This is a genomic window from Cognatundibacterium luofuense (genome assembly GCF_018139685.1).
GTDB lineage: Bacteria > Pseudomonadota > Gammaproteobacteria > Burkholderiales > Burkholderiaceae_D > Undibacterium > Undibacterium luofuense.
This window is the reverse complement of record NZ_JAGSPN010000001.1, coordinates 219,815-245,556: the sequence shown is the minus strand read 5'-3', so window position 1 is coordinate 245,556 and position 25,742 is coordinate 219,815. Positions and strand designations below refer to the sequence as shown.

The 25,742-nt window shown below is 54.2% G+C and carries 22 protein-coding genes; 9 read left to right on the top strand and 13 right to left on the bottom strand.

Annotated features, from left to right (window positions below; all coding sequences use genetic code 11):
* Positions 1-90 precede the first annotated feature (90 nt).
* Positions 91-1,485 (top strand): 3'-5' exonuclease family protein, encoded by a 1,395-nt coding sequence (locus KDM89_RS01080; RefSeq protein ID WP_230427606.1) that lies wholly within the window; start codon positions 91-93, stop codon positions 1,483-1,485.
* On the opposite strand, the gene KDM89_RS01075 is transcribed toward KDM89_RS01080, so the two are convergent.
* The 3 genes from KDM89_RS01075 to KDM89_RS01065 all read right to left on the bottom strand — a co-directional run bounded on the left by KDM89_RS01075 (position 1,453) and on the right by KDM89_RS01065 (position 5,118).
* Complete coding sequence (locus KDM89_RS01075) at positions 1,453-2,751, bottom strand: alkaline phosphatase family protein (protein WP_212686108.1); 1,299 nt, start codon at positions 2,749-2,751, stop codon at positions 1,453-1,455. The two genes, KDM89_RS01080 and KDM89_RS01075, sit on opposite strands and share 33 nt — an antisense overlap.
* A gap of 54 nt (positions 2,752-2,805) precedes the next feature.
* Positions 2,806-4,155, bottom strand: a complete 1,350-nt coding sequence (locus KDM89_RS01070) for a carbohydrate porin (protein ID WP_212686107.1) — start codon at positions 4,153-4,155, stop codon at positions 2,806-2,808.
* A gap of 93 nt (positions 4,156-4,248) precedes the next feature.
* Positions 4,249-5,118, bottom strand: a complete 870-nt coding sequence (locus KDM89_RS01065) for a cytochrome c (protein ID WP_212686106.1) — start codon at positions 5,116-5,118, stop codon at positions 4,249-4,251.
* 84 nt (positions 5,119-5,202) lie between these two features.
* Here KDM89_RS01065 and KDM89_RS01060 point away from each other — a divergent pair, with 84 nt between their 5' ends.
* A complete protein-coding gene (locus KDM89_RS01060; protein WP_212686105.1) occupies positions 5,203-6,141 on the top strand; it encodes a cation diffusion facilitator family transporter in 939 nt (312 codons plus the stop codon).
* A 216-nt stretch (positions 6,142-6,357) separates the two neighbouring features.
* On the opposite strand, the gene KDM89_RS01055 is transcribed toward KDM89_RS01060, so the two are convergent.
* Together KDM89_RS01055 and KDM89_RS01050 are read right to left on the bottom strand one after the other, a co-directional pair.
* The gene (locus tag KDM89_RS01055; RefSeq protein WP_212686104.1) at positions 6,358-7,404 is read right to left on the bottom strand and encodes an AraC family transcriptional regulator; all 1,047 of its coding nucleotides are present in this window, start codon (positions 7,402-7,404) and stop codon (positions 6,358-6,360) included.
* Positions 7,404-8,291, bottom strand: a complete 888-nt coding sequence (locus tag KDM89_RS01050; RefSeq protein WP_212686103.1) for a GGDEF domain-containing protein — start codon at positions 8,289-8,291, stop codon at positions 7,404-7,406. The genes KDM89_RS01055 and KDM89_RS01050 overlap by 1 nt, the downstream gene beginning before the upstream one ends.
* 331 nt (positions 8,292-8,622) lie before the next feature.
* Here KDM89_RS01050 and KDM89_RS01045 point away from each other — a divergent pair, with 331 nt between their 5' ends.
* The 3 genes from KDM89_RS01045 to KDM89_RS01035 all read left to right on the top strand — a co-directional run bounded on the left by KDM89_RS01045 (position 8,623) and on the right by KDM89_RS01035 (position 14,146).
* Positions 8,623-11,157: a TonB-dependent receptor gene (locus KDM89_RS01045; RefSeq protein ID WP_212686102.1), complete on the top strand. Its 2,535-nt coding sequence runs from the start codon at positions 8,623-8,625 to the stop codon at positions 11,155-11,157.
* A 157-nt stretch (positions 11,158-11,314) separates the two neighbouring features.
* On the top strand, positions 11,315-13,183 hold the full coding sequence (locus tag KDM89_RS01040; protein WP_212686101.1) for a phytase: 1,869 nt from the start codon (positions 11,315-11,317) through the stop codon (positions 13,181-13,183).
* Positions 13,184-13,408: 225 nt separating this feature from the next.
* The gene (locus tag KDM89_RS01035; RefSeq protein WP_212686100.1) at positions 13,409-14,146 is read left to right on the top strand and encodes a DUF4398 domain-containing protein; all 738 of its coding nucleotides are present in this window, start codon (positions 13,409-13,411) and stop codon (positions 14,144-14,146) included.
* A 222-nt stretch (positions 14,147-14,368) separates the two neighbouring features.
* Here KDM89_RS01035 and KDM89_RS01030 read toward each other — a convergent pair whose 3' ends face one another.
* The 3 genes from KDM89_RS01030 to KDM89_RS01020 form a co-directional block, all read right to left on the bottom strand.
* Positions 14,369-15,109, bottom strand: coding sequence for a FliH/SctL family protein (locus KDM89_RS01030; RefSeq protein WP_212686099.1), 741 nt, complete (start codon positions 15,107-15,109; stop codon positions 14,369-14,371).
* Between the two features lie 120 nt (positions 15,110-15,229).
* On the bottom strand, positions 15,230-15,709 hold the full coding sequence (locus tag KDM89_RS01025) for a WbuC family cupin fold metalloprotein (protein ID WP_212686098.1): 480 nt from the start codon (positions 15,707-15,709) through the stop codon (positions 15,230-15,232).
* An 80-nt stretch (positions 15,710-15,789) separates the two neighbouring features.
* The gene (locus KDM89_RS01020; protein ID WP_212686097.1) at positions 15,790-16,494 is read right to left on the bottom strand and encodes a hypothetical protein; all 705 of its coding nucleotides are present in this window, start codon (positions 16,492-16,494) and stop codon (positions 15,790-15,792) included.
* Positions 16,495-16,907: 413 nt separating this feature from the next.
* Here KDM89_RS01020 and KDM89_RS01015 point away from each other — a divergent pair, with 413 nt between their 5' ends.
* Complete coding sequence (locus tag KDM89_RS01015) at positions 16,908-17,414, top strand: SRPBCC family protein (protein ID WP_212686096.1); 507 nt, start codon at positions 16,908-16,910, stop codon at positions 17,412-17,414.
* A 116-nt stretch (positions 17,415-17,530) separates the two neighbouring features.
* On the opposite strand, the gene KDM89_RS01010 is transcribed toward KDM89_RS01015, so the two are convergent.
* Complete coding sequence (locus KDM89_RS01010) at positions 17,531-18,235, bottom strand: alpha/beta fold hydrolase (protein ID WP_212686095.1); 705 nt, start codon at positions 18,233-18,235, stop codon at positions 17,531-17,533.
* Between the two features lie 69 nt (positions 18,236-18,304).
* Entirely contained in the window at positions 18,305-18,784 is a 480-nt protein-coding gene (locus tag KDM89_RS01005; protein ID WP_212686094.1) for a CPBP family intramembrane glutamic endopeptidase, read from the bottom strand.
* 169 nt (positions 18,785-18,953) lie between these two features.
* On the opposite strand from KDM89_RS01005, the gene KDM89_RS01000 reads away from it, so the two are divergent.
* Positions 18,954-19,502: a hypothetical protein gene (locus tag KDM89_RS01000; RefSeq protein ID WP_212686093.1), complete on the top strand. Its 549-nt coding sequence runs from the start codon at positions 18,954-18,956 to the stop codon at positions 19,500-19,502.
* Positions 19,503-19,588: 86 nt separating this feature from the next.
* Here the strand turns inward: KDM89_RS01000 and glmS are convergent, their stop codons facing one another.
* On the bottom strand, positions 19,589-21,406 hold the full coding sequence (gene glmS, locus KDM89_RS00995) for a glutamine--fructose-6-phosphate transaminase (isomerizing) (protein WP_212686092.1): 1,818 nt from the start codon (positions 21,404-21,406) through the stop codon (positions 19,589-19,591).
* A gap of 183 nt (positions 21,407-21,589) precedes the next feature.
* On the opposite strand from glmS, the gene KDM89_RS00990 reads away from it, so the two are divergent.
* Entirely contained in the window at positions 21,590-22,063 is a 474-nt protein-coding gene (locus tag KDM89_RS00990; RefSeq protein WP_212686091.1) for an Lrp/AsnC family transcriptional regulator, read from the top strand.
* A gap of 28 nt (positions 22,064-22,091) precedes the next feature.
* Here KDM89_RS00990 and KDM89_RS00985 read toward each other — a convergent pair whose 3' ends face one another.
* Entirely contained in the window at positions 22,092-22,922 is an 831-nt protein-coding gene (locus tag KDM89_RS00985; RefSeq protein ID WP_212686090.1) for a substrate-binding periplasmic protein, read from the bottom strand.
* 397 nt (positions 22,923-23,319) lie between these two features.
* On the opposite strand from KDM89_RS00985, the gene KDM89_RS00980 reads away from it, so the two are divergent.
* Positions 23,320-24,171, top strand: coding sequence for an SDR family oxidoreductase (locus KDM89_RS00980; protein WP_212686089.1), 852 nt, complete (start codon positions 23,320-23,322; stop codon positions 24,169-24,171).
* Positions 24,172-24,307: 136 nt separating this feature from the next.
* Here the strand turns inward: KDM89_RS00980 and KDM89_RS00975 are convergent, their stop codons facing one another.
* Complete coding sequence (locus KDM89_RS00975; RefSeq protein WP_212686088.1) at positions 24,308-25,369, bottom strand: porin; 1,062 nt, start codon at positions 25,367-25,369, stop codon at positions 24,308-24,310.
* Positions 25,370-25,742: the final 373 nt, after the last annotated feature.

Genomic DNA, 25,742 nt, shown 5'->3' with positions numbered 1-25,742 from the left:
CACAACAATGGCGCAGGATCGCGGCGACTTCCTGCATTTTGTCTGCAACAAGCTACAATACGGTTTGCAACCATCTGCCGGAACACTGTTTTGAATCTCGCCGCCACACCCCTCGCTTTTATCGATCTGGAAACAACGGGAACCGTTGCCACCCAGGACAGAATTACTGAAATTGCCATCATCACCTGGGATGGCGAACAATCGACCAGCTGGTCTGCGCTGATTGATCCGCAAACTGGCATTCCGGCATTTGTCGAACAATTGACCGGTATCACCAACGATATGGTGCGTGGTCAGCCGGTATTCGCCGATCTGGCACATGAAATCGCAGCGCGTCTCAGCGGCCATATGATCGTCGCGCACAATGCACGCTTTGATTACGGTTTCTTAAAAAACGAATTCAAACGCTGCGATATTTCTTTTCGTGCACCGGTGCTGTGTACGCTGAAATTGTCACGTAAATTATTTCCGCAGCACTTCAAACACAATCTGGATGCGATCATCGAAAGGCATCAGCTGGATGCCGGCGACCGCCACCGCGCGATGAGCGATACCAGCGTGCTGTTTCAGTTATGGCGTCAGCTAGAGCAGCAATTCAGCACTGAACATTTGCATGCAGTGGTCAAAGAACTGACCACCCGCTCCAGCCTGCCGCCGCATCTGGACCCGGCGATTGTCGATCAGTTACCGCAAGCCTACGGCGTGTATTTGTTTTACGGTGAAAACCGGCTGCCGATTTACATCGGCAAAAGTAATCAGCTGCGCCAGCGCGTGTTATCGCATTTCTCTGCGGATCATGCGATCAATAAAGAAATGCAGTTATCGCAGCAAGTGCGCGATATCGAATGGATAGGCTGTGCCGGTGAAGTCGATGCGCTGATTACCGAAGCACGACTGGTCAAAGAAAAACAACCGACACTGAACCGCCAGTTACGCCGCAATACGGAATTCTGTTCATGGCAGTTAGCAGCGGATGAGGATGGCTATCTGCGTCCGCAACTGGTGTATGCGCGCGATTTGCAACCGGGCAAGCAGGATGAATTATTCGGGCTGTTCAAAAGCGGCGCCAGCGCCAAAGAGTTTTTGCTGAAGGCGGCGAAAGAATATCAATTGTGTAATGCGATACTGGGACTGGAAAAACTACCGGCCGGTAAGCCCTGCTTTTCGTTTCAGCTGAAACAATGTCGCGGTGCCTGCTGCGCACGCGAAAAACCGGCGCCGCATAATCAGCGTCTGCAAACTGCGTTGTCGGAAGAAAAACTGAAAGCATGGCCATTCAACGGCCCTGCTGTATTACCGGAAGGCGATATCTGGCATGTGATTGATGCCTGGTGTTATCTGGGCAAAGCCAGCAGTCCGCAGCAAGCCGGAGAAGTATTGCAATCCGGCCAGCCGCGTTTTGATAAAGATACTTACCGTATTCTGGTGAAATACGGTAATCGCATGCAAGCCTTAGCGTCCCTGACCGGCGCTGTCACTGAGTAAGCTGCTGGTTGCCTGCAGCTTGCCACGGGATGGCAGCGCAGGCACACCGGCTACCTGCATCAGCAAAGGATAGACATCCACATTCTGCAATTCTGCAATCTGCGCACCGGCACGGAAAGCCGGACCATTGGCAATAAACAGCGCAGCCATCTCCGGTGCCAGATTGTCATAACCGTGCGCACCGCCGGATGAGCGCAGTTTCGCTTTTTCATTCGCGACGATTTGCCAGCCCGGTTCTGCCAGACAGAACACCGCAGGCACACGGCGGTTGCTGCCGAATTCCAGACGCGCCGGAATCTCGCTCTTACGCCAGCATTCCATGTGTTCATGTTTGCCGAGTATGGCTTTTTCCGCCTGCGCCGCTGTTTCGGCTGTCAGTTCAATGCCTGCAAATGGGCCGGTAGTGATAGTACGGAACTGATTATCCGGCAGCAATTGATTCAGGCGGATCACGCGCTGATCCGAGACCGCTGCCATACCGTGATCAGACACAATTACCAGATTGGCCTGCATGCCGCGCTGCTGCAAACCGGCACGCAGGCGTCCGAGTGCCGCATCGACTTCGGCAACTGCCTGAGCAATCTGCGGGCTGTCCGGCCCGAAATCATGCCCTGCATGATCAACCTGATCAAAATACAAAGTCAGCAAACGCGGACGCTGTTCTGCCGGTAAATCCAGCCAGCCGAGCAGCGTATCGACACGCGTTGCCGGAGTCATCTTTTCATCAAACACCGCCCATTGCGAAGGCCGCACGCCCTGAATATCAGCTTCCGAACCGGGCCAGAACATGGTGCCGGTTTTCACACCGGCTTTTTCCGCCGTCACCCAGAATGGTTCCGCCATATCCCACCAGCGACGGTCTGTGACAGCTTCGCGTTTGCTCAGTGCGAAACGTACACCGGGAATCTGCGGATCTTCCATCGTGTTGGCAACAATGCCGTGCTGATCCGGACGCAGGCCAGTGACCAGCGTGTAATGATTCGGAAAAGTCACCGACGGAAACGAAGGCCGCATCACCGCAGCACTGGCACCTTGCTGCGCCAGCTGATTCAGCACCGGACTGACGCCGCGCTGTAAATAATCCGGACGAAAACCGTCTATCGAAATCAGAATCAGCGGCTGATTTGCCGGCGTGACTTTCTGTGTCGTTGCGGACGCAGAACTTGCCGACGGCGCAGCGGCAGGCAGCAGGGAAGAACAGGCACTCAGCAGCGCCAGACTTGCCAGCATTGCTGGCAATCGGGATAAAACAAACAGGGACTTCATCAGTTTCTTTCAGCAAACCGTCTGCAGCGCACACCGCATAACGTATGCGGCCAGTCAGAACTCTGCATGCACACGGACGGCCACCGCCCTGACCGGGCCACGGTCGCGGTTATACGCCGGATTCCGGATATGCTGCAGGTCTGCGCTCAGACTCAGTGCAGAAGACCATTGCCAGCGGTAAAAAGTTTCCAGTATCTGTTCACGGCCATAGTTCAGACGACCATCACCGATCAGCAAGCCTTTACCGCCCGCTGCAAAGTAAGCACGTGCATCGGCTGACAAAGCATTGACCGCAAACGCCAGCCCCAGCTTATCCGCCGGACGTCCCCACCACTGACCGGACCACAGCATACCGCCGGAAAGCGAGGACTGGATATCGGTAAATTCATAGGCTTCCTGCTCACCGCGATTCGCACTGGCACGCAGGAAAACGCCGCTGTTCTCTGCCACTTCCTGTTCCCAGTTCAGCGCCCAGCCGGTTTGCGTCGCACGCCGCCGTACCGATCCGGTATCCGGTGTCTGTCCGTTCTGCGCTGCTAAGGTCAACGCATCGCGGTAACGCCCCATCTCGCTGCGGTTCAGAAACACCAGCGCACGCAGTTTGCCGGGGCGGCCTGCCAGCGCATAGCCTTGCTCGAATTCGGTCACCCACATGAATTTGTCGAAACTGACACCGGCAATTTTGGCGTTCGGTACCGGTGACAACTGAAACACACCGGAACGCAAAGCCCGTTCGCCGCTATTCCATTCCAGCACCGCACCATTGGTGTAACCCCACACATCCGCTGCATAATCGAATGCACCGGCATCAATCACCGACCAGTTCAGAAAATCGGCACGCGGATCATGCGCATACTGGTTGTTATCAAAAATATCCACCACCGAGAAACGCCCTGTTGTCAGGGTGATGCGTTCATCGGCACGACTACCTGCCAGTTGATTCGCGCTGCCAGCCACGGCGGATGTGGTCTTCCCCAGCGCCAGCTCATGCCTGACAAACACACGCGGCAAACGCAGATAAGGCTGATTCTGGCCGAGTTTGTACGCCCCGCCGCTCAGGTAACCGGCAGCACCCAGCGTATCACCGACACCAAAACCCTGATCGATTTCCGGATTGATCCAGATTTCGGTAGATGGCGTCAGCCGCCAGCCTGCAAACAAAGTGATATCGGTGGTTTCTTCGGTACGCCCGCCGGAAGGCAGACTGTTTTCACCGCTGTAGGGTGCGCGAAAGCGGTTCAGTTTCTGGGCGATCGTGGTGTACTGACCATGTATCGCCCAGTTTTCTGTTTCCTGTTTTACATCCGCTGCTGCTTGCTCAACCGGCGCTGCGGATTGTGCCGCGGCATGACCTGCACTCAAAAAAAGACCCTGCAACAGCAGGGTCAGAATCGTTTTCTTCATACATTCTGATAAAAAGACTAATTGCGTACTATTGTAGTGTCCCGGCATGTCGGTGGAATGACAAACTGTATCGTGTTTGCGCCAGCTCTGGTGTCAGCGCTGCGCCGCCATTTGCTTCAGATACACCAGCAAATCATCCAGCTCTGCTTCCGACAATACTTCCTTGCTGAAACCCGGCATGCTTTGCTGCGGCCATGTACGCACCGATGCCGGATCGCGGATTAACTGGCGCAGCATCTTTTCCTGAAAATACTCGGTTGGATTGTGCGGCAGATTCAGATCAGGGCCGATACTGGCATCACCGGCTTTGTTCAGCGTATGGCAAACGCTGCAATGGCGACTGTAAGCCTGCAGGCCGCGTAAAGCTTGTTCTTTCAGCGGTGCAGACGCCGCTGGCAGCAATGCCGGAAAACGCTCAGTCAGCGACTGCACCGGCGCGACAGACGCAATCTGATACGGCCATTGTTCCTGACTGATATTGCCGCGTGCGGCATCGGTCCAGATCAGATAAAACGGCCCTGCCGATGGCTTACCTGCACCCAGCGCAGGCCACGGCTTTGCTGCGGTTTCAAACGCAATCCACGGTGTGGCCGCCGATAGCAGCGTGTCATCGGCAATCGTCGCCACAAAACCATCGCTGGCTTTGAACTGGGTATGACCACCGGCTTTCAGTGAAGGCAGCAGCGCATGCAAAGGCACGGCCTGCCACTGACGCGGCTGATGGTAAGCCGGATCATCCGGCGTTTGCACTGTCTGGCGCGCCGGATGCGACATCAGCGTGGTCACCGTCCAGCCTTGCTGTTCCTTGCCGGTGCTGATCTGCAATACCGGTTCTGCGGCAGATGGCACAGACTGCGCAGACTGCGGATTGGCGGACTGCGCCGTCGTGCCGGTGTTCTGGCACGCCGCCAGCACCGCAACCGATAACAGACTCAGGGAAACAGCGTAGAGAATTTTTTTCATACAGACTCCGTCACAGAGGTGTCAAAGACAGCCGCGCCGCCTTGACTTACAATTCTGGCTGATTCTGCAACCACCTTAACGACTATGCAAGAAGAACTTAGCGATCACGAAGACCTGACCATCCCGCCGAAAGAGCGGCAGGCCGCCACCCAGCGCAGCACCTGGACCAGTGTGGTGGTGAATATTGTGCTGACCACAGTACAGCTGATCGTCGGCGTATTCAGCCATTCGCAAGCGCTGATTGCGGACGGTATCCATTCCTTATCCGATCTGTTGTCAGATTTTGTGGTGTTGCTGGCCAGCCATCACAGCAAAAAAGAAGCCGATCACGATCATCCTTACGGACATCAGCGTTATGAAACAGCGGCCTCGCTGGTACTCGGCGGCCTGTTGCTGGCAGTCGGTATCGGCATGCTGATCAGCGCCTTTCACAAACTGGAAAATCCCGAAGCGATTCCGGCGGTACACAGCATTGCGCTGTGGGTGGCAGTAACAGCACTGATCGCGAAAGAAGCGCTGTTCCGCTACATGCTGAAGCTGGCGCAAAAAGTGAAATCCAGCATGCTGATTGCGAACGCGTGGCATGCACGTTCCGATGCTGCATCGTCGCTGGTGGTGGCGATCGGTATTATCGGCAATCTGGCCGGTTATCCGCTGCTTGATCCGGTCGCCGCGTTAATCGTCGGTTTCATGGTCAGTAAAATGGGCTGGGAATTCGGCTGGGAAGCGTTGCACGATCTGATGGACCGCGCCGCCGACGATGAAGAAGTCGAAGCCATCCGCGCCACCCTGCGAGACACCCCGGGCGTACTCGGCGTGCATGATGTGCATACGCGCAAAATGGGCGACATGATCATGGTCGATGCGCATCTGGAAGTGGATGCACAGATCACCGTGGAAGCCGGTCATGAAATCGCCGTACTGGCACGCCAGCGCGTCATGCAACGCCACCGCGTACTGAACCTGATGACCCACCTCGACCCCTGGCACCGCCACGACGGCGACCACGACACCCCGCGCTGACCCCGCTTTTCCCCCAAAAAACATGCCCGCTTATCCCAAAAGGACAGCGGGCTTTTTCATGTCCGCCTGCGGATGGCTCTGCAAAGCCCTAAAACGGCCAGAAATGACTCAAATGCGGCATTCCGCATAGCAATCCGCCTGTCGTCGGCAGAAAGTCCGGGCTTGCGTGAAAGCCTGATGACGATGTTTGCACAGTGTGCGGTGCGGCGGTGGTGCTTATGACAGCCAGCCGGGCTGATTCAGGCGGGTGAGGATGTCGGCGCGCAGGCTGCTGGGGCTGACGCCGGTCCAGCGTTTGCAGGAGCGGCGGAAATTATTCGCGTCGTGGAAACCCAGCCAGTTGGCTACCTGTTCTGTATCCATGCCCTGCACGGTCAGCAGATACAGCGCCATGTGGGTGCGGCACAAATCCAGTTCCGCCTGAAAATGGCTGCCGTGCTTGCTCAGATAGCGTTTCAGTGTGGCCGGACTCAGACCGAAATCCTGCGCCGTTTGCTCGAGCACCGGCTGCTGACGCAAACGACTTTGCAGATAATCATAAAGCTGGTTCAGCAGACTGGGATTGCAGGCCGGCGGCGGACTTTGTTGCTGCGCCAGTTGCCACGCGATCTGACTGGTGCGCGGCCATGCACGTTCTGCCTGTTCGCGTGAAATCACCATCGCATCCAGCTGACAGGAAAACTGCAGGTCGTGGCCGAGAAAAGTCTGATGCTGTTCCGCCGTGCGTGGTGGCGGACGGTTAAAGCAAAAGCGCCACTGAAAGCGGCATTCGGCCAGCCAGCGCGCCAGCGCCACAACCGCACTCATATGCATTTCGACCAGTTGATTGCGCAGCGCAGGTACGCCGTAACTGTCGCACCAGTACAGAATCAGAAATCGTTCGCTTTCAATCAGGCGTGGTCGCAGCAAAGGACACAGGATCTGATAATGCACGCAGATATGGCGCAGTGCATCGCGCAGATTCGGCGCATGAATCAGTGCCTGACTCAAATGCCCGTAATGCCCGGGCAATAACTGCTGACCGAGTAAAAAGCTGCTGTCGCGTTCAGGACGCTGACTGAAAAAACTGCGCAGTGCTTGCAGATAAGTTTGCGGCGTAATCGCGGTTTGCTGTGCAGCAGCCTGACTCAGCGCATGCTGTTCGCTGAGTGTGATCTCTTGTGTGCGTGCCAGATCCAGCAATAAAGCAGCCTGACCGTGACCGGGCAATACCGCATCGCTGATCTGATGAAAAGCCAGCGGTGACAATGTGTCGGTGTGCATTATGCGGCGGCTTGTTGTAACTGGCGGCTGAGCATGCTCAGGGTATCGCTGTGCATTACATCGCTGACCGTAAACCGCATTTGCAAGCGCACACGCTCGCGCGATGCCGCAGCCGTTGGCAGCGCTGTCTGCGATAAAGGAAAACCGGTTTGCTGTATCAGATCGCACAATGTTTGCGCATACTCTGCCGCCTGCTGCGGGTTCAGACCGGGCAACAGCAGCACATAATGATCGGCGGCATAACGACACAGTACGTCCTGCGCATCGGTATGCATCACAATCCACTGCGCCAGACTCTGCAGAATATGATCGCCCTGCGCCTGTCCGAAATGGCGGTTAATTTTATGAAAGCCGCAGATATTCAGCATCACCAGACAGGCCGCACCATGCTGACTTTGCCAGCTGATTTGCTGACGCAGATAATCTGCATTGGCGATCTGGGAAACGCGGTCAATTGCGCGGTGATCACGGAACACGCGCTCGCGTTTTTCCATATGGCGGTTGAGGCTGCGCTGTTCTTCCTGCCAGAAGTACATGCCAGCCGTCAGGCTCAGCATGCCGCCGAGATTCAGGCCGGATTCGAGAATATTGTCCCAGAGGTGAGATTTCGGAATAGCGAAAAACTCATCCAGACAGTCTGCGGTATTGCCGAGCATCAGCGCTGCAAAACCGAAAGCAAAACAGCGCGTCACCAGACCGCGCGGGCGGTTATAGCAAATAATACCGAGCCAGACTGCCGCCATAACAGCCGTGCCGCCTTCGCCGAAAATGTCTATCCACTTCCAGTGCGCGAAGGGTTTCAGTTGTCCGACATACGCATACAGTGACACCAGCAGCGGCACGAGGGCGGCAACAGTCAGTAAAAAATAGCGGTGCAGTTTCAGCATGGCGGTGACGGACTTAAAGCGACGCAGCCTAGCGATGACATATGACAGGCTGATGAAATGCTGCCCACTGTTGTATGCAGTCCACCGGCGCTGCAAAAACGCGTCAGCAGTGCAAACGGCTCAGGCAATTGCTCTCACCGCTGGCGTATACACCCGCTCCGCCCTGCGCACTGCAAGGGTTACCAGTCAATTCAGCTCAGTTCATCAGCAAAACCGCATGGCAGCGGACGTTTTACGCAGCATCACCGTGCCGCTGCGTTACCGCTGTCACAAATCTGACATCAGCGCTGCCTAGACTGCGCCCCATTCCTCGTTCAACTCCATCCGCATCATGTCTGATTTTAAATATTCAAAAACCGTCAGCCCGCTGGCGTACCGCGTTATGACCATCGCTGTTCTGCAGGCGCTGGCTGCTGTCAGCAGCGCACAGGCTGCCGAACCAGCACAGGAAGTCACCGTCAGCGGCCAGCGTGCCAGTCTGCGCAAAGCGATTGCCATTCAGGAGAAAGCTGACCACATTGTCAGTGCAGTCAGCGCCGATGATATCGGTGGTCTGCCGGATAAAAATGCGGCTGAAGCACTGGCGCGTCTGCCCGGTCTGGCTGTACAGCGCGATCAGGGCGAAGGCCGTTATGTGGTGGTGCGTGGTTTAGCACCGGATCTGAACAGTGTCAGCATTAATGGCAATCAGATTCCGTCACCGGAAGCCAGCCGTCGTGCAGTGGCGCTGGATATTCTGCCGGCCGGCATGATCCGTTCGCTGGAAGTCAGCAAAACCCTGCGTCCGGAACATGATGCCGGTGCGCTCGGTGGCAATGTGGAAGTCAAAACCTTGTCTGCATTCGATTTACCCGGTGCAATGCTGAATGCGTACACCGGTCTCAGCTATGACGGTGCCAGCGGCAAAACCAGTCCGAACGCCGGTGCTTTATGGGCGCAGCGTCTGATGAACGGTAAGCTTGGTGTGGCAATGGGTATCAGCGCGGAGAAGCGCAGTTTTGCATCGGACAATATCGAAACCGGCGGCAGCTGGCAGGATGGCAAACTGGGCAGCGTGGAATTGCGTGATTACCTGCCGGTGCGTGAGCGCCATGCACTGGCGCTGAATATGGATTACCGCCCGGATGCAAATCAGCAAACCTCGCTGCGTTATTTCCTCAGCGATTTCAGTGATGATGAAGTGCGTGACCGCCTGACCTTCAGTAATTTTGCCAGCGGCACAATGGCAGAAAATGCCAGCACCAGTGCGCGTGCGGAGCGGCGTCTGCGTCAGCGTAAATACACGCAAACTCTGCAATCGCTGAATATCGCCAGTGAATGGAAATTCGGCGATAACTGGCTGAAGATTGCCGCCGCCGGCAGCCGCGCCAGCGAAGATACGCCGGAATCGATTAACGATGCGCGCTTCCGTGGCACAGCAAATTTCAGCGGCATCAGTTTCACCAATACCGAACAGCCGCGCATCAGCGCACCGGAAGCCGTTTACTCACCGGCCAGCTATGCCCTGAACAGCATCACACTGCAGCAGCGTTATTCGTCTGACAGCATACAGCAATTCCAGACTGACTTCAGAAAAATCCTGCAAGCCGGAGACAGCGATATCAGTCTGCAGGCGGGATTCAAATTCAGCCGCCGCGATAAAGACAATGACACCAATCAGTGGGCGTACAACAGCAGCAAATCCACCAGCCCGAATTACTGGGGTGCAGGTTCTGTCAGTCTGGCGGATTTCACCGGCGGCATGCTGGATTATCCGCTTGGCCGCATCGGTGCCGGTATCAATCCGGATCTGATCCGCGCCCGGGTTGCGGGGCTGAACCGTGATGCGGCAAAACTGGTGAATGAATCCGCCATCAATGATTACCGCATGCAGGAAAATCTGGATGCAGCGTATCTGCAAGTCAGCTGGGACCGTCATGCATGGCATCTGACCGCGGGCAGCCGTCTGGAACGCACCCGCTTCAGTGCCAGCGGCAATCAAATCAGTGGTGCGCAAATCACCGGTCTGCAAAAGCAGCACGATTATCAGAACTGGCTGCCATCGGTACATGCACGCTATGACTTCGATCAGCAAACCAGTCTGCGCGCGGCATGGACTTCGGCACTGGTGCGCGCCAATTTCAGCCAGCTGGCACCGGGTACGAATCTGATCAGCAATACCGAAGCGCAAATCGGCAATCCGGATTTACAGGCCATGACAGCGCGCGGACTGGATCTGGGTGTTGAAAAACTGCTGTCGCATGACGGCGTGGTTTCCGCATATCTGTTTCATAAAGATGTCCGCAATTTCACCTACACCACCAATCTGGCAGGCAGCGCCGCATGGAAGAATTACAGCAGCGTTGTCAGCTATGCCAACGGTGGCGACGGCAAACTGAACGGGCTGGAACTGGCTTACAGCCAGCCCTTAAAAATGCTGCCTGCACCGTGGAATAACCTGATTCTGGGCGCGAACTACACCTTCGTTCGCAGCGATGCAGAGATTGGCCGTTATGACAGTATCAGCGGCAAATTCCTGAACCGCAGCATACGCTTACCCGGCCAGGCTGACCGTTTGCTGAATCTCAGTGTGGCCTATGAACAGGGGCCGTGGAGTGCGCGTCTGGCACTGAATTCCAAATCAGAATATTTACTGGAACTGGGTAATGACATTCTGAATCCGGCGCAGGACCGTATCGTCGCACCACAAAAACAAATCGATCTGTCTTTATCGTGGCAGTTTGCAAAACGCTGGAGCCTGTTGTTTGAAGCAGCAAATCTGAACAATGAAAAATACTATGTATATCAGGGCAGCCCGGCGTACAACGCGCAGTATGAACAATATGGCCGCAGTTACAAGCTGAGCCTGAAAGCGAGCCTGATGTAAGGCTGATGCTCAGATAAAAAAGCGCTGCAGTCCGCATGCTGCAGCGTTTCTGTGCTTCATGCTTCGCTATCCGAAATTTTTATCCGCGAAGGGTAATACCTTCTGTCATTTACCGATTATGTTAACTAAACAAATAATTCGCATCAGTCTGAGCAGCATGATGATGCTCGCAGCGACGCATCTTTCAGTCAGCGCAGCGGAAATCAGTGCTGCAACAAATGCGACACCACCTGCTGCGCTACAAAAGTCACAGCAGGCATTTCAGCTGGATCATGGCCGCTGGCTGAGTCTGGATAAAAATGCGCTGCGCTTACTGGCCGGTGACGGCACAACGCTGGCGCAATACAAAATCCGCGCGAAGCATCTGGATTTACGGCGCCGCCAATCGCAATGGATGGCACTGAGTTTTGATGCAGACAGCATGCAAACGGTGGTGCTGCAGATTGATGCCGCAGCAGGCACTATGCGTGAAACTGCCAGCCTGCCTGCGCCGCCGTTTTCGCTGGAAACCAGTTGCTGGTACAGCGATCCGCAATCGCTGCCGCAGGTATTTCTGATTGGTAAGGAAGGTATCAGTCAGCAATGGCTGCTGGAACCGCAACCGCGTCTGATTCGTCAGCTTGCGCTGCCACCGCACACGGAACAATGCCTGAGCGATGACAGCAGCGGCCGCTTGCTGCTGAGCGAGCAATCCGGCCGCGTCTGGAGTTATCGCGCGGACCCGGAAGGCCCGTTGCACGCCGATTTACTGCTGAACACACAGGCTACCGAAAAACACAGCCAGCGTTTGCTGGCACTGGATAACGGCCAGTTCCTGATCGCTCAGGCGCAGCGGCAATGGTTGTGGCGTGCGGATCAGCCTGCGCATTTGCAGGCCTTACCTGCATTGCGTCAGCCACAGCGTTTATCTGCGCTGATTGCCGGCAACAATCAGGCTGCCAAGGCTGGCTGGTGGACACAGATCAGTCCGCCTGCCAGCCAGCCTGCTGCATCTACGGCGATGTGGCAGCACCACCCGCTTCCGCTCACACGTACAGCACCAGCCGGACAAAACATGCCGGTGGCGATTGTCATGCCACTGGTACAAACCGCCGGCATGCAGCAGTACGGCGACAGCGCGGATGATCCTGCCATCTGGCGCAATGCAGGCAATCCCTCCGAATCCCGCGTACTCGGCACCAATAAAAAATTCGGTCTGATGGTGTATGACATGCAGGGACGACAAACACAGGCGCTGGCCACCGGCAGGCTGAACAATGTCGATGTGCGCCAGCAGGTACGTTTCGGAGCAAATGCGCCGCTGGATCTGGCTATGGCCACGCAGCGCGATGAAAACAGTCTGGTGCTGTTTCAGATCAGCACTGAAGGAACAGTCAGCGAAGCTGCCCGGTTTCACACGCCGCTCGATAAAATCTACGGCTTTTGTCTGTACCAGCCGCTATCCGGCGGCCTGCAGGCCATCGTCAACGATAAAGACGGACGCTTCCTGCAATACCGTATTGATTATCAGAACAATCGCTTCAGCGCAGAACTGGTCAGACAGTTCCGCACCGCGAGCCAGCCGGAAGCCTGCGTTGCTGATGACAAACGCGGTCAGTTATTCATCGGCGAAGAAAAACGCGGAATCTGGGTACTGCCAGCCGCAGCCGATGCCAGCCCGGACATGCAACTGATCCACGCCACCGGCAAAGCACTGGTCGCGGATACCGAAGGTCTGGCGCTGTATCACGGCGAGCATGCAAGCTATCTGCTGGTATCCAGTCAGGGCGATCACAGTTATCTGGTGCTGGATGCTGCCGCTCCGTACCGCCTGCGCGGCAAATTCCGTATCGGCATCCATCCGCAACTGGGTATCGACGGCACGTCGGAAACCGATGGCATCGAAGTCACCTCCGCCAACATGGGAGGCGCATTCGCGCAAGGGATGCTGGTGGTACAGGATGGCTATAAGCGCTTGCCGGATGGCCAGCAAAACTTTAAATACGTACCGTGGTCTGCAATACGCGAAGCCTTAAATCTCCCATAATCTGAAACACTGATTACCCTGCAAAGAAAGCCCGCCTGCATGCAGCATGGCGGGCTTTCTTTTGTTAGAACAAATATGAACAAATAGTGTATTTAATAGCATTCTAAGAGAATCAATTTTGTTGAAAATCACACATTAAATAGTTATATTTTTAAAATCAAAAATGTATCATATCTGGATTTGCAAGATAAATAATTTCCTTTAATTCACGAAAGAGAAAAGAACATGCGTAAACTCACCATCCTGCTATCTTTGATTGTTCTCACAGCATGTAGTGGCCCAAAGGACACTCCATTACCACGCGAACTAGACAAGATGGATACCATTAAACCCGCGATGGAAAAATTGACGGCTGAGGAAAGGGAACTTGCTCTCAGCTACATCATGCGCCATACGATTACCGCAAAAATTGGCGGATTATTCGGTGGAAAAGAAGGCCCGGGAATTCCGGAAGGAATGACCCTTGGAAAAGCCATTGAGGAGCAACGCAAATTCAAAGCAGACGCTGCGATTGAGGAAGCCAAACAGCAGGCGTTAAAGGCCAAACTTAAGGCTGAGCGCGAAGAAGCACAAAAACAAATGCGCGAGGCAATCACCGTAACGCTGATATCAAAGAAAATTTCTGAAGAACGTGGCTACAGCGGCATAGTAACCGATGAAAATCTTCGGGTAGTTTTCGGCTACAAAAACAATACCGATAAAGAAGTCGCCGGTGTAAAAGGTTATGTTTCAATCAAAGATTTGTTTGGCGAAGAAATTTCGGGATTCCTGATTTCCAATGACACAACCATTCCCCCCGGGCAGTCGATTACATGGACTGGATCACGTTCAGTCAAATATTCAACCGGACGTAGCGACGATCGTAAGCTTGCCGAACTGCCGGAGGAAAAATACAAAGTAGTTTGGGAACCAGAAATGATCGTATTCAAGGATGGTACAAAACTTACCGGACCCAAGGAGTAAAATGGCAAAAACAGCCAAAATGCGGCATTCAGCACAGCAACCCGCTTGTCGTCAGCAGAAAGTCCGGGGTTACGTGAAAGGCAAATGACGATATTTGCACAATCTGATGTCAGTTCAGGCTGACGGATTTCAGTAGTCGGATAAGCAACTCTCCTGTGATATCAAAGAAAAAGCCCGCCTGCATGCAGCATGGCGGGCTTTTTTTATACCGGGAATGCTTGCTCAGGCAGCGGCGCCGCCCAGCATTCTGACTAAGAACGCATGTGTTTTGGGTAAGGCGTCGGCGAAGACCTGATCCTGTTCCAGCGGGGTGCGGACGGACTGGTTGCCGAGTGCGGCGCGGATTTGTTCGCTGTAGTGGGCGACGAACATCTGGCTGATTGCCTGTTCCGACACCTGACCTTGTGCGGTCAAGGATTCCAGTGTTTTACGGGCGGCGTTCAGTACCACCATGATGCGGTTCTGATGCCATAAATGTTCGGCGTGTTCTTTGTTGCGCTGGGTCAGTTTGTCCTGCGCATTCTGCAATTCCTGTTGCAGCTCAGTCATGCGTTCTGCCTGTGCTGCCTGTTGTGCCTGCCATTGCTGGCTGGCGTGGACTTCCGTTTCGGCGGCTTCCAGTTCGCGCACCCGTTCCAGCAAACGGCTGATCTGCTGTTGCTGGGCTTCCAGCTGCGCCTGCAACACTTGTTTGTCGGCGACCTGTTCACGGGTGAACGCCAGTTGCTGCGCGACTTCCTGCTGCGCACGCGCGATGGCTTCGTTCCAGCCGCGTTCATAACCAGCGGTCAGGCCGCGCCGTTCACCTTCTGCCAGACCGTCGGCCACACCTTTCTGATAGCCCGCCTGCAAACCTTCTTCCTGTCCTGCGCGGCGACCCAGTCGTTCGCCTTCGTGACGGCCTTGCTGCCAGCCATTCTGGAATGCGATTTCAGAACGGTCAAAATAATCTCCGATAACCATGATGTGTGCTCTGTCTGAGGTTGGGTGATGGTGGTCAGCAAGCTGTTGTCCACCGCATTCACCGGAGATGGGGACGCTGGCGCGCAGTGCAAGATCCGTCTTACAAATTCCTGCGGTTGTTTAATTTTTGGCAAACAAGGCTTCGATGGACGCCAGATACGCTGCCATGCCCGGCTCGCCTTCTGCCGGTGCCCATGCGGCTTTTTCTACTTCCTGAACCACCACATACGGGCCGGCTTTCGCTTCAAAAAACACGGAATCTTTTTCCAGCGCCACCATACAGTGAAACACGCCGCTAGGAATATTCACACCGCGCTGCGCACCGGTCGCCGACATTACAAAATGCTGCGTGACCTTACCCTGTTCATCAAAAATCACCATGCCGAAACTGCCCGCTACCACGACGATGGTTTCTTCTTTGTTCGGATCCAGATGGCAATGCGGTTGCACGTAAGTGCCCGGTTGCAGCGCGTTCAGCAAGCGGTGGCAGGCGGCGTTATTGTCGCTGTGGAAATTGTGATTCTTACGCAGACGCGGACTGTCCTGCGCAGCTTTGGCTGTTTGCGCGAACAGGTCGGTATCGATGATGGTGATGCTCATAAAATTTTCTTACAAATGATTAATATGAAAAGCAGGCAACGCAGCGCTTATATTGCGGTGGCGATGTATGCAGATGCAGCTCACGGCGCAAGTATTTGTAAAGACGGAAACCAGCGTGCCGAAATGCGGCGGGCGAGTTTGATGCTCGCGACATCGGCGGCGACGTAGCCTAAGAAAGCGCCGAACGGGGGATTGGTGGCGTGCAGCCAGCCGCCTGCGCTTTCGGCGGCCCAGCGCCAGCAACCGAGCTGGGTACCGGCGATTTCCAGCGCCAGTACGATCCAGGCCATCAGGCCGTACACCAGACTGTAGCGGCGTTTGCGGAACACAAACAGTCCGAGCGCACCGAAGGCCAGCGACAGCGTATCGCCGAGAAACAGCGCCACCGCTGCGATGATCAGCCAGTTCACGCGCGCCAGCCACGGTGCAATCTTCGCGCCGTGTTTCTGAAAGAAAGAGAGATCCGCCAGCACCCATGCAATCACCAGCAGTATCGGGTGACCAAGCGGCACATACACCGGAATATTGCTGAGCCGGTATTCGTACACGCCGAACACCAGACTGAACAGGCATTCGCCGACAATCGCAATCGCGACAAAGCACAGCACAATCAGCTGACGTTCACGCGGCAGGCGTTGCAGGGTCAGCCATAAAAATCCGGCGGTCATGGCGACGGATACGCTCTGGCCCCAGCTGATGAATTGCTGCATCCACAGCGAATCCATGCCAAGCACGATCAGGAATAAAAAAGGCGACAGGCTATATAAACGGTTCAGCGAGATCATGGCGTATTCAGTTTGCGGCAGTGGCGACCCGCGCCGCCTGCATCCGCCGCCGATGGTAACAGAAGCGCCCGTCGCGGTCAGCGGCCTGATCAGATTGTCATCTAGCAGCCATTCTGCCGGTGCGATTCGCCCGACAGGCAAACAGCCCTGAAATTGCCCGAAAACAGCTCAAATGCGGTGTTCAGCACAGCGATCCGGCGGTCGTCGGCAGAAAGTCCGGCTCTCCGTAAAAGGCAAATGCGGATTACTGCATAGTCTTTGAACCATTTACCAGCGCAGACGGTGTGCATCCTGCCAGCCACAATACCGGAAAATCTTGCAAAAAAACCACATTGGCTGACGTATACTCAGCCTGCAACCGTGGCCTATGCTGGCTGCTGCACCCTTATCCAACTCACACCAGAGGAAATGCCATGACCGATCAGCTGTCCGCCCCTTTCACGCTGGAACGCCGCTTCGCCGCCCCGCGCAGCCGCGTGTATGCCGCGCTGACCGAATCCGCGCATTTACGCCACTGGATGTGCCCGCCGGGAATGAACATGGTCAAATGCGAAGCCGATGCCCGCGTTGACGGCGTGTTCCACTACGGCATGCAGGCTGCGATGCCGGGCGCACCGGTGATGTGGGGAAAATGGACATTCCGCGCGCTGGAACAGGATCAGAAAATTCAGGTCGTGGTGCAGTTCAGCGATGCCGACGGCGGCGTCACCCGCCATCCGATGGCGCCCAACTGGCCGCTGTACACCCTGTCCACCACCACCCTCAGCGACGATGGCGACGGCACGCTGATGCGCCTCGAATGGCGCGCCCTGAACGCCAGCCCCAGCGAAGAAGCCATCTTCGACGCATCTCATGCGAGCATGACGATGGGCTGGGGTGGGGCGATGGATGTTTTGGATGGATATTTAAGGACACTCTGAATAAATCCCAGCAAACGCACAAAATAGTCAGTTTTGCGCAGTTCTGCACAGCGATCCGGCGGTCGTCGGCAGAAAGTCTGGCTCTCCGGAAAAGGTGAATGCGGATAGCTGCACAATCAGACACCTCGCACAGCCGACAAACCCTGCTGACTCAGCCAGCTGGAAATAATCGTCCAGCTTTCTTCCGGATATCGCTGCAGAATGCCGTGCGGCCCGGGTAGCGGCTGCAGTGTCATTTGCGGACAATATCTGCGCAACTCCTGCCCGATGGCCGTTGGCACCAGCAAATCCTGTTGCGCCTGTAAGTACAACACCGGCGCAGCAACGGAGCGCAAACTTTCCGTGCAATCCAGATTCGCCAGCAATTGCAGTCGCGAAACAATCACCGACTGAGGCAAGCTACGCCAGACCTGTTCAAAATTTTTTCGCAAAGTTGGCGAGACCATGCCGAACAACAGCGTTTGCATGATCGCCAGTGGTATGTATCTGAACGGGATGAATGGCAAGGCGAATTCGCCTGCACGCAATAACCAGCGCGGGCTGCGGCAAAAACTTGCGGCGAGGATCAATGCCTTACAACGTTCTTCCAATTGCGCAGCGAGACTCACGGCAACGCTACCGCTGAAAGATTCTCCTAACAAAATTACTTGTTCATCGTCGCCAATGTGCTGCGCAACGTACTCTACATAATCGGTCAGTTTCCACTCAGCCCGCTGCGGGTAACGGACAACAACACACTCATACTGCTGCCCGATACAACGCACCAGACTCTCAAACAAAGCACCATTGCCATCCAAACCGGGAAGAAGTATGAGTTTCATATCAGTACGCTGCGTTGAAATAGTCGATAGCGCGGATGACACACATGCATTCCCGCCTTACGGCTTTGCTCAAATGCCGGCGCCAAATACGCCCATTAAAAGCAAGGCCGTCGCATTATTCGCAAAATGCGCAAGCGCGGTAACAACATAGCTGCTTTTTACACCCTGTGAACGGGTTCTCAAATACAGGCAGGCAAACACCGCACCGGCGAAAAAAGTCGAAATGCCGTGTTGTAAATTGCCGTTCAGGTAATGGCCACCACCGAATATCGCTGCACTGACGAAGCCAATCATCAGTGGCGGCAGCTTACACTTACGCAAAATCTCGACAGGTAATAATTGCGCAATCAGCGTTTCGTATAAAGGCGCAAAAATCAGCACGAAAAAGATCACCGATATCAAGCCCGGCCCGCTGTCAAAAAAATTCTCAGGTGCGGATTTGCCTGCCAGAGATGCGGGGATAACCAGCGTTAAGACGTAATTGAGTAGCCATTGAAGAACGAAATTTGTGCAACCCCATGCAATACCTGTTTTTAGATACAAGCGCATACCGAATCTCTTTTTCAACAAACTATTATAAAAATATATTTATTCACATGAAGTCGTCAACAAAAATAGTCTGATATATTTTTGGTCGTTAAATTTTTTCCTTTACCGATTTTTTGGCCTTTGATGAGCGCCAATCGTTTAATCAAAAAAAGAACTGCAACCGGAGAAAATGACGATGATTACTTTTGATCATGAGAGTGTGCGTTGCCTTGAATGCGATGAACATCATGTGTTTCCGCCTGAATTGTTGCTTTACACCTCTGCTGAAACGGGGAAAAAACCATCATACAGAGACTGGAACTGGGCTACGGTGCTGACTAACCGCATATGGTGTTTCCAGTGCGAAGGACCTTCCTATACGGAGAGAATTCCTTCACAACGTGAATTTGATTTAGCCTTTAAATTTCGTTCCGATCCGGACTTACCCAGACCTGACAATCTTGAAGATGAATTACTGGATATTGATGATGAACAATTTCATTTTCTCAGAAAATATCTGAAAGTTCGTCATCAGAAAAATAGCTGTATTTGTTGTGGTTCCGAGTCGGTTCGCTTCTTGCAAACTGCAATGAATCGCGTCGTCAATTTCAAGCATCCGCTGTGCGGAGGAATACTTCAGTTTGATCGCTTCTTTTTTTTGAATGGCTCCGGTAAGAAAACTATTCGCTGGTTTTCCATTCAGGGTGAATTTGTCGGCCAGCAGAATGACTATTTTTAAAGGGATAGTGTTTTTTCATATTTCAAAAATAAAAAAACAGGAGCCATCAGGCTCCTGTTTTTTTCAATCAGCTTCCGGAATAATGTTTACTCCACCGTCACACTCTTCGCCAGATTGCGCGGTTTATCCACGTCTGTGCCACGTGCCAGTGCGGTGTGATAGGCCAGCAATTGCAGCGGGATCACGTGCAGGATCGGGGACAGGTGGCCGTAGTGTTCCGGCAGGCGGATCACGTGAACGCCTTCGCTGGAAGCAATGTGCGAGTCAGCATCGGCAAATACGAACAGTTCGCCGCCGCGTGCGCGGACTTCCTGCAGGTTGGATTTCAGTTTTTCGATCAGTGCATCGTTCGGTGCAACCGTCACGACTGGCATGGCGCTGGTGACCAGTGCCAGCGGGCCGTGTTTCAGTTCACCGGCAGGGTAGGCTTCTGCGTGGATGTAAGAAATTTCTTTCAGTTTCAGCGAGCCTTCCAGCGCGATCGGGTAGTGCATACCACGGCCTAAGAACAGCGCATTTTCTTTGCTGGCAAATTGTTCTGCCCAGGAAATGATTTGCGGTTCCAGTGCCAGTACAGCCGAAATCGCTGCCGGCAGATGGCGCATGGCTTTGATGTGTTCCTGCTCGGCTTCGTCGCTCAGGCGGCCTTTGGCTTGTGCCAGCGCCAGTGTTAACAGGAATAAACCTGCGAGCTGCGTAGTAAAGGCTTTGGTCGAAGCGACACCGACTTCCACACCGGCGCGGGTGATGTAGTGCAGCGCACATTCGCGCACCATGGCGCTGGTGGAGACGTTACAGATAGTCAGCGTGTGTTCCATGCCTTGCGCGCGTGCATGTTTCAGCGCGGCGATGGTGTCAGCGGTTTCACCGCTTTGAGAAATCGTGACGACCAGTGTGTCCGGATCAGGCACGCTGTCGCGGTAACGGTATTCGCTGGCGATTTCGACATTCACCGGAATACGGGCGATGGATTCCAGCCAGTATTTGGCGGTGGAACCGGCGTAGTAACTGGTGCCGCAAGCCAGAATCAGTACGGATTTCACTTTCTGGAAGACGCCGTGTGCTTTGTCACCGAACAGTTCTGGCATGATGCCGGTCACGCCTTCCAGCGTATCGGCGATGGCGCGTGGCTGTTCGAAGATTTCTTTTTGCATGTAATGGCGGTATGGGCCGAGTTCCGCGGCGCCGCTGTGTGCGTGCACGGTGCGGACTTCGCGTTCTACCGGCTGGCCTTTGATGTCGGTAATCCAGTAGCGGTGTACCTGCAGATCCACCACATCGCCTTCTTCCAGATAAATGATCTGGTCGGTCACGCCAGCCAGTGCCATTGCATCGGAAGCGAGGAAGTTTTCACCCTGACCAACACCCACGATCAGCGGGGAACCGTGGCGCGCGCCGATGACACGGTGCGGTTCGTCGCGGCAGAATACGCCGATCGCGTAAGCGCCGACAAGACGTTTAACGGCTTGCTGTACGGCATCAAACAAATCGCCGTGATACAGATGATCGACCAGATGCGCGATCACTTCGGTGTCGGTCTGGCTTTCGAAGACATAGCCCAGCGCTTTCAGTTCTGCGCGCAGTTCTTCGTGGTTTTCGATAATGCCGTTATGCACGAGGGCGATACGTTCACGGGAAAAGTGCGGGTGAGCGTTTTCAGAGGAAGGTACGCCGTGGGTTGCCCAGCGAGTATGCGCGATACCGGTGAAGCCGGACAAGCCGCCCTGCTCTACCTGTTCCTGCAGTTCTGCCACGCGGGAAGTACTGCGGCTGCGGCGCAGACCACCGTCAATATGCAGCGCAACGCCGCAGGAATCATAGCCACGGTATTCCAGACGTTTCAGGCCTTCCAGCAAGACCGGGGTGATGTTTCTTTGCGCAACCGCGCCGACGATACCGCACATAATGACTCCCGTTGAATAAACGATGAAGAAAATAACAATATCGCTATGCTAGCCGAATGAAAGTGGAATTTTTTGTCTGATTCTATTTATAAATGAAATATAATTTCACATGGATTGATTGCATGTTTTTCAGAAATTATTGAATAAGATTTTGAAAGTAAATTTCACTTAAATTTCACCACCATGACAAATTTGCTTACACTGGATGATCTGGATAAGCGCATTTTGCTGCAATTACAACAAAACGCTGCGATCACAAATCAGGAACTGGCTGAAAAGGTACACGCTTCCGCGCCAACCTGTCTGCGCCGCGTCAGACGTTTAACCGAAGATGGCTGGATACAGCGTCAGGTGGCGCTGGTGCAACCGGAAAAACTGGGGATGACGCTGACGGCGATTGTAGAAATCACGCTGGATGTGCAGACCAGCGAACAACTGACCGCATTTGAACAACTGGTGGCAGGCGAACCGGCGATCCAGCAATGCTACCGTGTATCGCCGGGGCCGGATTTTGTGCTGGTGATGCTGGTACAGGATATGCCCGCCTATCATGCGCTGGCGCATCGTTTGTTTTCCAGCCAGCGCAATATCCGTAACGTGCGCAGTTTTTTCTCTGTACACCGCAGTAAGTTTGATACAGCTGTTCCTCTGCCTTAATCAGTACGCGCTGACAGCTGCAACTTGCTCAGCGCGGTTTGCTGCCCGCATTCAGCACATCGGGGCCGTAATACTGTTGAAACGACTTCCATACCACACCGCTGCGTGCGGCTTCTTCCAGTGCTTTCCTCAGGTGATTACGGTCAGTTTCATTCAGGCTGCGCAACGACAGATAGATGCCGCTGTCGGTCCAGTCTACTTCCGGTACCGGCAGGTATTGCAGTGACGATGCCAGATCTGCCACACGTGCATCCTGCGCAATAGATCCGGCGAAAATATACGGTGCCATCATCGTATATTGCACGCTGCCTGCCTTCATCAGCCTCGCTACCGACACCGGGTCTGACTCCAGTTGTACGCGGTTTTGCTGCTGCAAGGACTGCATCCAGTTCATGTAAGCATCTCCGTAATCGAAACCCCGGACCAGGCCAATCTGTAACGCCGGATTTTTCAGCACCGCATCCAGCGAGGCCGGCGGCGTGACGCCTTGCTGACGCATACCAATCAGGGTAGCGCGGGTGTAGAGCAAGGGAACAAAGATGCCATGACGGTCACGACGGCTGGTACGAATCGCGGGAATCAGCACGTCTGCCTGTCCGGTTTCAAACAGCATTTCCAGACGTGCGCGCGGAACGACACTGAATGTCATTTTGCAACCACTGGCTGTTGCAATCTGACGCAGCATGTCCGGGTATACGCCCTCAGGCTTGCCTTGCCGCACAAATACACTGAAACCAGTGGGGGCCATTGGTACCTGAATCAGACGTGTGCAGGCGGCGGCATTCGCGACGGTACACAGCAGATGCAGACCTGCCAGACAGCACACCAGGGTTTTCAAAAAATCTCGGATGAAGGGCATAGATTTCCACTTGCAAATGGCGGGAAGAAATTCCTTGCTTGCGCATTATTCAGAATAGGCGATAGCCACTGCCGATTCCAGCACGACCGTGCAACTCAAGCTTTTCCGTTGTACGACGAAAACGCGTTATGACTCTGCAATTTAGATTTCGCACACTAATGCCGTCGGGCAATTTGCAGGCTGACTGAAAGCTGGCAATCGCTATAACGTTGTTGTGGTCAGACACAAACCGGATATTGCCGTGTTGCCTTAAATCAAGTCACCACAATCACAGCGCATCAGGGTGAAAACAGTACAGTTACCCTTTGTTGCAGTTTCATTTTTTCAAAAAGTAAATAATATTGTGTTTTGTGCAGTTAAAAAATTCTTCAGCGTGCTGATACAACGGAGTCTGGCAATGAAACGATCTGCAGCGCATTTACAAGTCATCGTGATCACCGGTGCATCGGATGGTATCGGTGCGGAACTCGCCGTTCAGCTTGCCGCACGGCATCGCAGCAGTCTGGCGCTGGTACTGGCAGCACGCAATGAAGAACGCCTGCAAATGGTGGCGCGCACCTGCAAACGCTACGGAAGCGCATGCCTGATCGTACGCACCAATGTTGCCTCTGAAAGCGAATGCAAGCATCTGATCCGGTCTGCAGTCGAGCAATTCGGCGGCATCGATATTCTGATTAACAATGCCGGACGTACTGCACAAGCCAGTTTCACCGAACGCCGTGATCTCGGCTGGCATCAGGAGCTGATGCGTGTGAATTACTGGGGCAGCGTATGGTGTACACATGCGGCACTGCCTCATTTGCGTGAGTCACGCGGAAAAATCCTGACGATAGGCACCCATGCCAGTCTGACCGGTGTCGCCGGTGCCAGCGCCTACAGCGCCAGCAAAGCAGCGCTCAGTGCATTTTATCAGTGCCTGCGTGATGAATTGTGTGGCAGCGGTGTCGCAGTGCTGATGGCTTATCCGCACAATGTAGCGACACATTTACAGGATCATGCTTTTCTGAGTACCGGTGTGCTCGGTGCATCTGGTCGCGGATCACGCCTGATGCCGGCCAGTGAATGTGCGTTACGTATATTGCACGGCATGGAGAAAAATCAGTCGCGCATTATGCTGCGCCGCACTGACCGACTGACCCACTGGCTGTATTTGCTGGCGCCGCGTTTTGCTAACCGCTTGCAACGTTTATGGCACCGTGAAGCGGATGACACCACTCAGCAAGGTAATTCACTGCATCCGCATCACTGAATATCCCACGTAGTAATCACCGGCTTTCTGGATTCTCTTTCTGACACCACCTGCGTCCCCCGACACTTCGCAAAAATAAAAAACCCCGGCACGCGGCCGGGGAAAACGCTCTCTTTTTTACAGGGGACACTACAAATCAGAAGCGGTGCTGCATACCAATCGTTGCGCCGGACTGTGAATTTGCGAAACCTGCATCATCGCGTGATACGCCAGTCGCCAAACCATTTTTTGCCTTGGCGTAAGCAGCTGCTACATACAGATCTGTACGTTTGGACAGTGCGTATTTAGCACGTGCTACCAGCATGGACGGATCAGCATCTTTACCGGCTGCCAGATTTTTGATGTCCTGCCAGTAATAAGTACCTGTCAGTGTCCAGTTCGGTGCGACGGCATAATTTGCACCGAGCCAGTAGGTGTCGCTGCGCTGATCTGCAGCACCGGTCGCCAGTGTTTTCTTAAAGTTACGATAACCGGCAAACCCTTTTACCACGCCAAAATCATAGCTGCCCGCCAGATGCATGACAGTGGACTGGTCATACTGACCATTTGCCGCCAGCGCCGCATTGTTTTTTTCATAGGTTGCGACAACCGAAGCAGGACCTGCCGTCAACGCACCGGCGAGAATGTATTTTGCACCGGCGGAATTATTACCAACCGTTTCACCAGCGGCATAACTTGCACCGAGTTTGTAGGTAATGTCATCTGCCTTTCCGTCATACTGGTATTTAACCAGATTCGAAATCGTGGTCAGCATACCGTCTTTGCGGGCACCGGTTGCACCGGCAGAAGTTGCCCAGGAATACTGTGGTGCATAGCCCATCGGGTCATATGAAATCAGGAAATCATAGGTGGTGCTGTAAGAACGGCCAACCACCACTTTACCGAAATCACCCTGCAAACCGACGTTGGCCTGACGACCGAAAATATCACCGTCGGCAGCACCGGTATCCATCACGATACCGCCTTCCAGCTGCATAATCGCTTTCAGGCCATTACCCAGATCTTCGCTTCCGCGCAGACCCCAGCGCGATGTATTCATACCGCCGCTGTTCACTTTGAACTGCTTGCCACCGTTTGCGTCACCGCCATTGTTATAGGATGCATTCATGTCCAACAGACCATAAATGGTGACATTGCTCTGTGCTGCCGCTGTGCCACCGATCATTGCCAGCGCTGCCGCTACTGCGAGTTTCTTCATCGTTATCTCCTTTGTAAAAATTATCGTAATGCTGCATTTCCGCTGCGGGCGCGTCCGGGATCTCCGGCGGGTCTGCGGTTTGTCTGGGTGAATAAACCGCATCCGGTGATACGGTTTATATTGAAACTTATCAGGTTCAGCCTGAGCGGATCGCGCCTGAAGCCTGAGGACATCGTAGAGAGCGAAACTTTCAGTTTCCTTTCGCCCGCTTTCAGGATAGTCAACAGCGGGAAACCTGCATCAAAGCTGTCTCTTTAAAACATCAGTATGCAGAATTGTTGACAGATTTCATCGGAAATTACGGAAACAAAAAAGCCGCAGTCGGCGACTGCGGCTTTTCAGGTGCATCAGCGTCAGAACAAAAGACGCTGAA

What these genes read in the sequence shown, in the direction of transcription:
- glmS (WP_212686092.1), bottom strand. Translation starts at nt 21,406, where the DNA reads ATGTGCGGTATCGTCGGCGCGGTTGCGCAAAGAAACATCACCCCGGTC.
- KDM89_RS01055 (WP_212686104.1), bottom strand. Translation starts at nt 7,404, where the DNA reads ATGCACACCGACACATTGTCACCGCTGGCTTTTCATCAGATCAGCGAT.
- KDM89_RS00985 (WP_212686090.1), bottom strand. Translation starts at nt 22,922, where the DNA reads ATGCCCTTCATCCGAGATTTTTTGAAAACCCTGGTGTGCTGTCTGGCA.
- KDM89_RS01070 (WP_212686107.1), bottom strand. Translation starts at nt 4,155, where the DNA reads ATGAAGAAAACGATTCTGACCCTGCTGTTGCAGGGTCTTTTTTTGAGT.
- KDM89_RS01035 (WP_212686100.1), top strand. Translation starts at nt 13,409, where the DNA reads ATGCGTAAACTCACCATCCTGCTATCTTTGATTGTTCTCACAGCATGT.
- KDM89_RS01040 (WP_212686101.1), top strand. Translation starts at nt 11,315, where the DNA reads ATGATGATGCTCGCAGCGACGCATCTTTCAGTCAGCGCAGCGGAAATC.
- KDM89_RS01010 (WP_212686095.1), bottom strand. Translation starts at nt 18,235, where the DNA reads ATGAAACTCATACTTCTTCCCGGTTTGGATGGCAATGGTGCTTTGTTT.
- KDM89_RS01045 (WP_212686102.1), top strand. Translation starts at nt 8,623, where the DNA reads ATGTCTGATTTTAAATATTCAAAAACCGTCAGCCCGCTGGCGTACCGC.
- KDM89_RS01025 (WP_212686098.1), bottom strand. Translation starts at nt 15,709, where the DNA reads ATGAGCATCACCATCATCGATACCGACCTGTTCGCGCAAACAGCCAAA.
- KDM89_RS01065 (WP_212686106.1), bottom strand. Translation starts at nt 5,118, where the DNA reads ATGAAAAAAATTCTCTACGCTGTTTCCCTGAGTCTGTTATCGGTTGCG.
- KDM89_RS00990 (WP_212686091.1), top strand. Translation starts at nt 21,590, where the DNA reads ATGACAAATTTGCTTACACTGGATGATCTGGATAAGCGCATTTTGCTG.
- KDM89_RS01050 (WP_212686103.1), bottom strand. Translation starts at nt 8,291, where the DNA reads ATGCTGAAACTGCACCGCTATTTTTTACTGACTGTTGCCGCCCTCGTG.
- KDM89_RS01000 (WP_212686093.1), top strand. Translation starts at nt 18,954, where the DNA reads ATGACGATGATTACTTTTGATCATGAGAGTGTGCGTTGCCTTGAATGC.
- KDM89_RS00980 (WP_212686089.1), top strand. Translation starts at nt 23,320, where the DNA reads ATGAAACGATCTGCAGCGCATTTACAAGTCATCGTGATCACCGGTGCA.
- KDM89_RS01075 (WP_212686108.1), bottom strand. Translation starts at nt 2,751, where the DNA reads ATGAAGTCCCTGTTTGTTTTATCCCGATTGCCAGCAATGCTGGCAAGT.
- KDM89_RS01020 (WP_212686097.1), bottom strand. Translation starts at nt 16,494, where the DNA reads ATGATCTCGCTGAACCGTTTATATAGCCTGTCGCCTTTTTTATTCCTG.
- KDM89_RS01005 (WP_212686094.1), bottom strand. Translation starts at nt 18,784, where the DNA reads ATGCGCTTGTATCTAAAAACAGGTATTGCATGGGGTTGCACAAATTTC.
- KDM89_RS01060 (WP_212686105.1), top strand. Translation starts at nt 5,203, where the DNA reads ATGCAAGAAGAACTTAGCGATCACGAAGACCTGACCATCCCGCCGAAA.
- KDM89_RS00975 (WP_212686088.1), bottom strand. Translation starts at nt 25,369, where the DNA reads ATGAAGAAACTCGCAGTAGCGGCAGCGCTGGCAATGATCGGTGGCACA.
- KDM89_RS01015 (WP_212686096.1), top strand. Translation starts at nt 16,908, where the DNA reads ATGACCGATCAGCTGTCCGCCCCTTTCACGCTGGAACGCCGCTTCGCC.
- KDM89_RS01030 (WP_212686099.1), bottom strand. Translation starts at nt 15,109, where the DNA reads ATGGTTATCGGAGATTATTTTGACCGTTCTGAAATCGCATTCCAGAAT.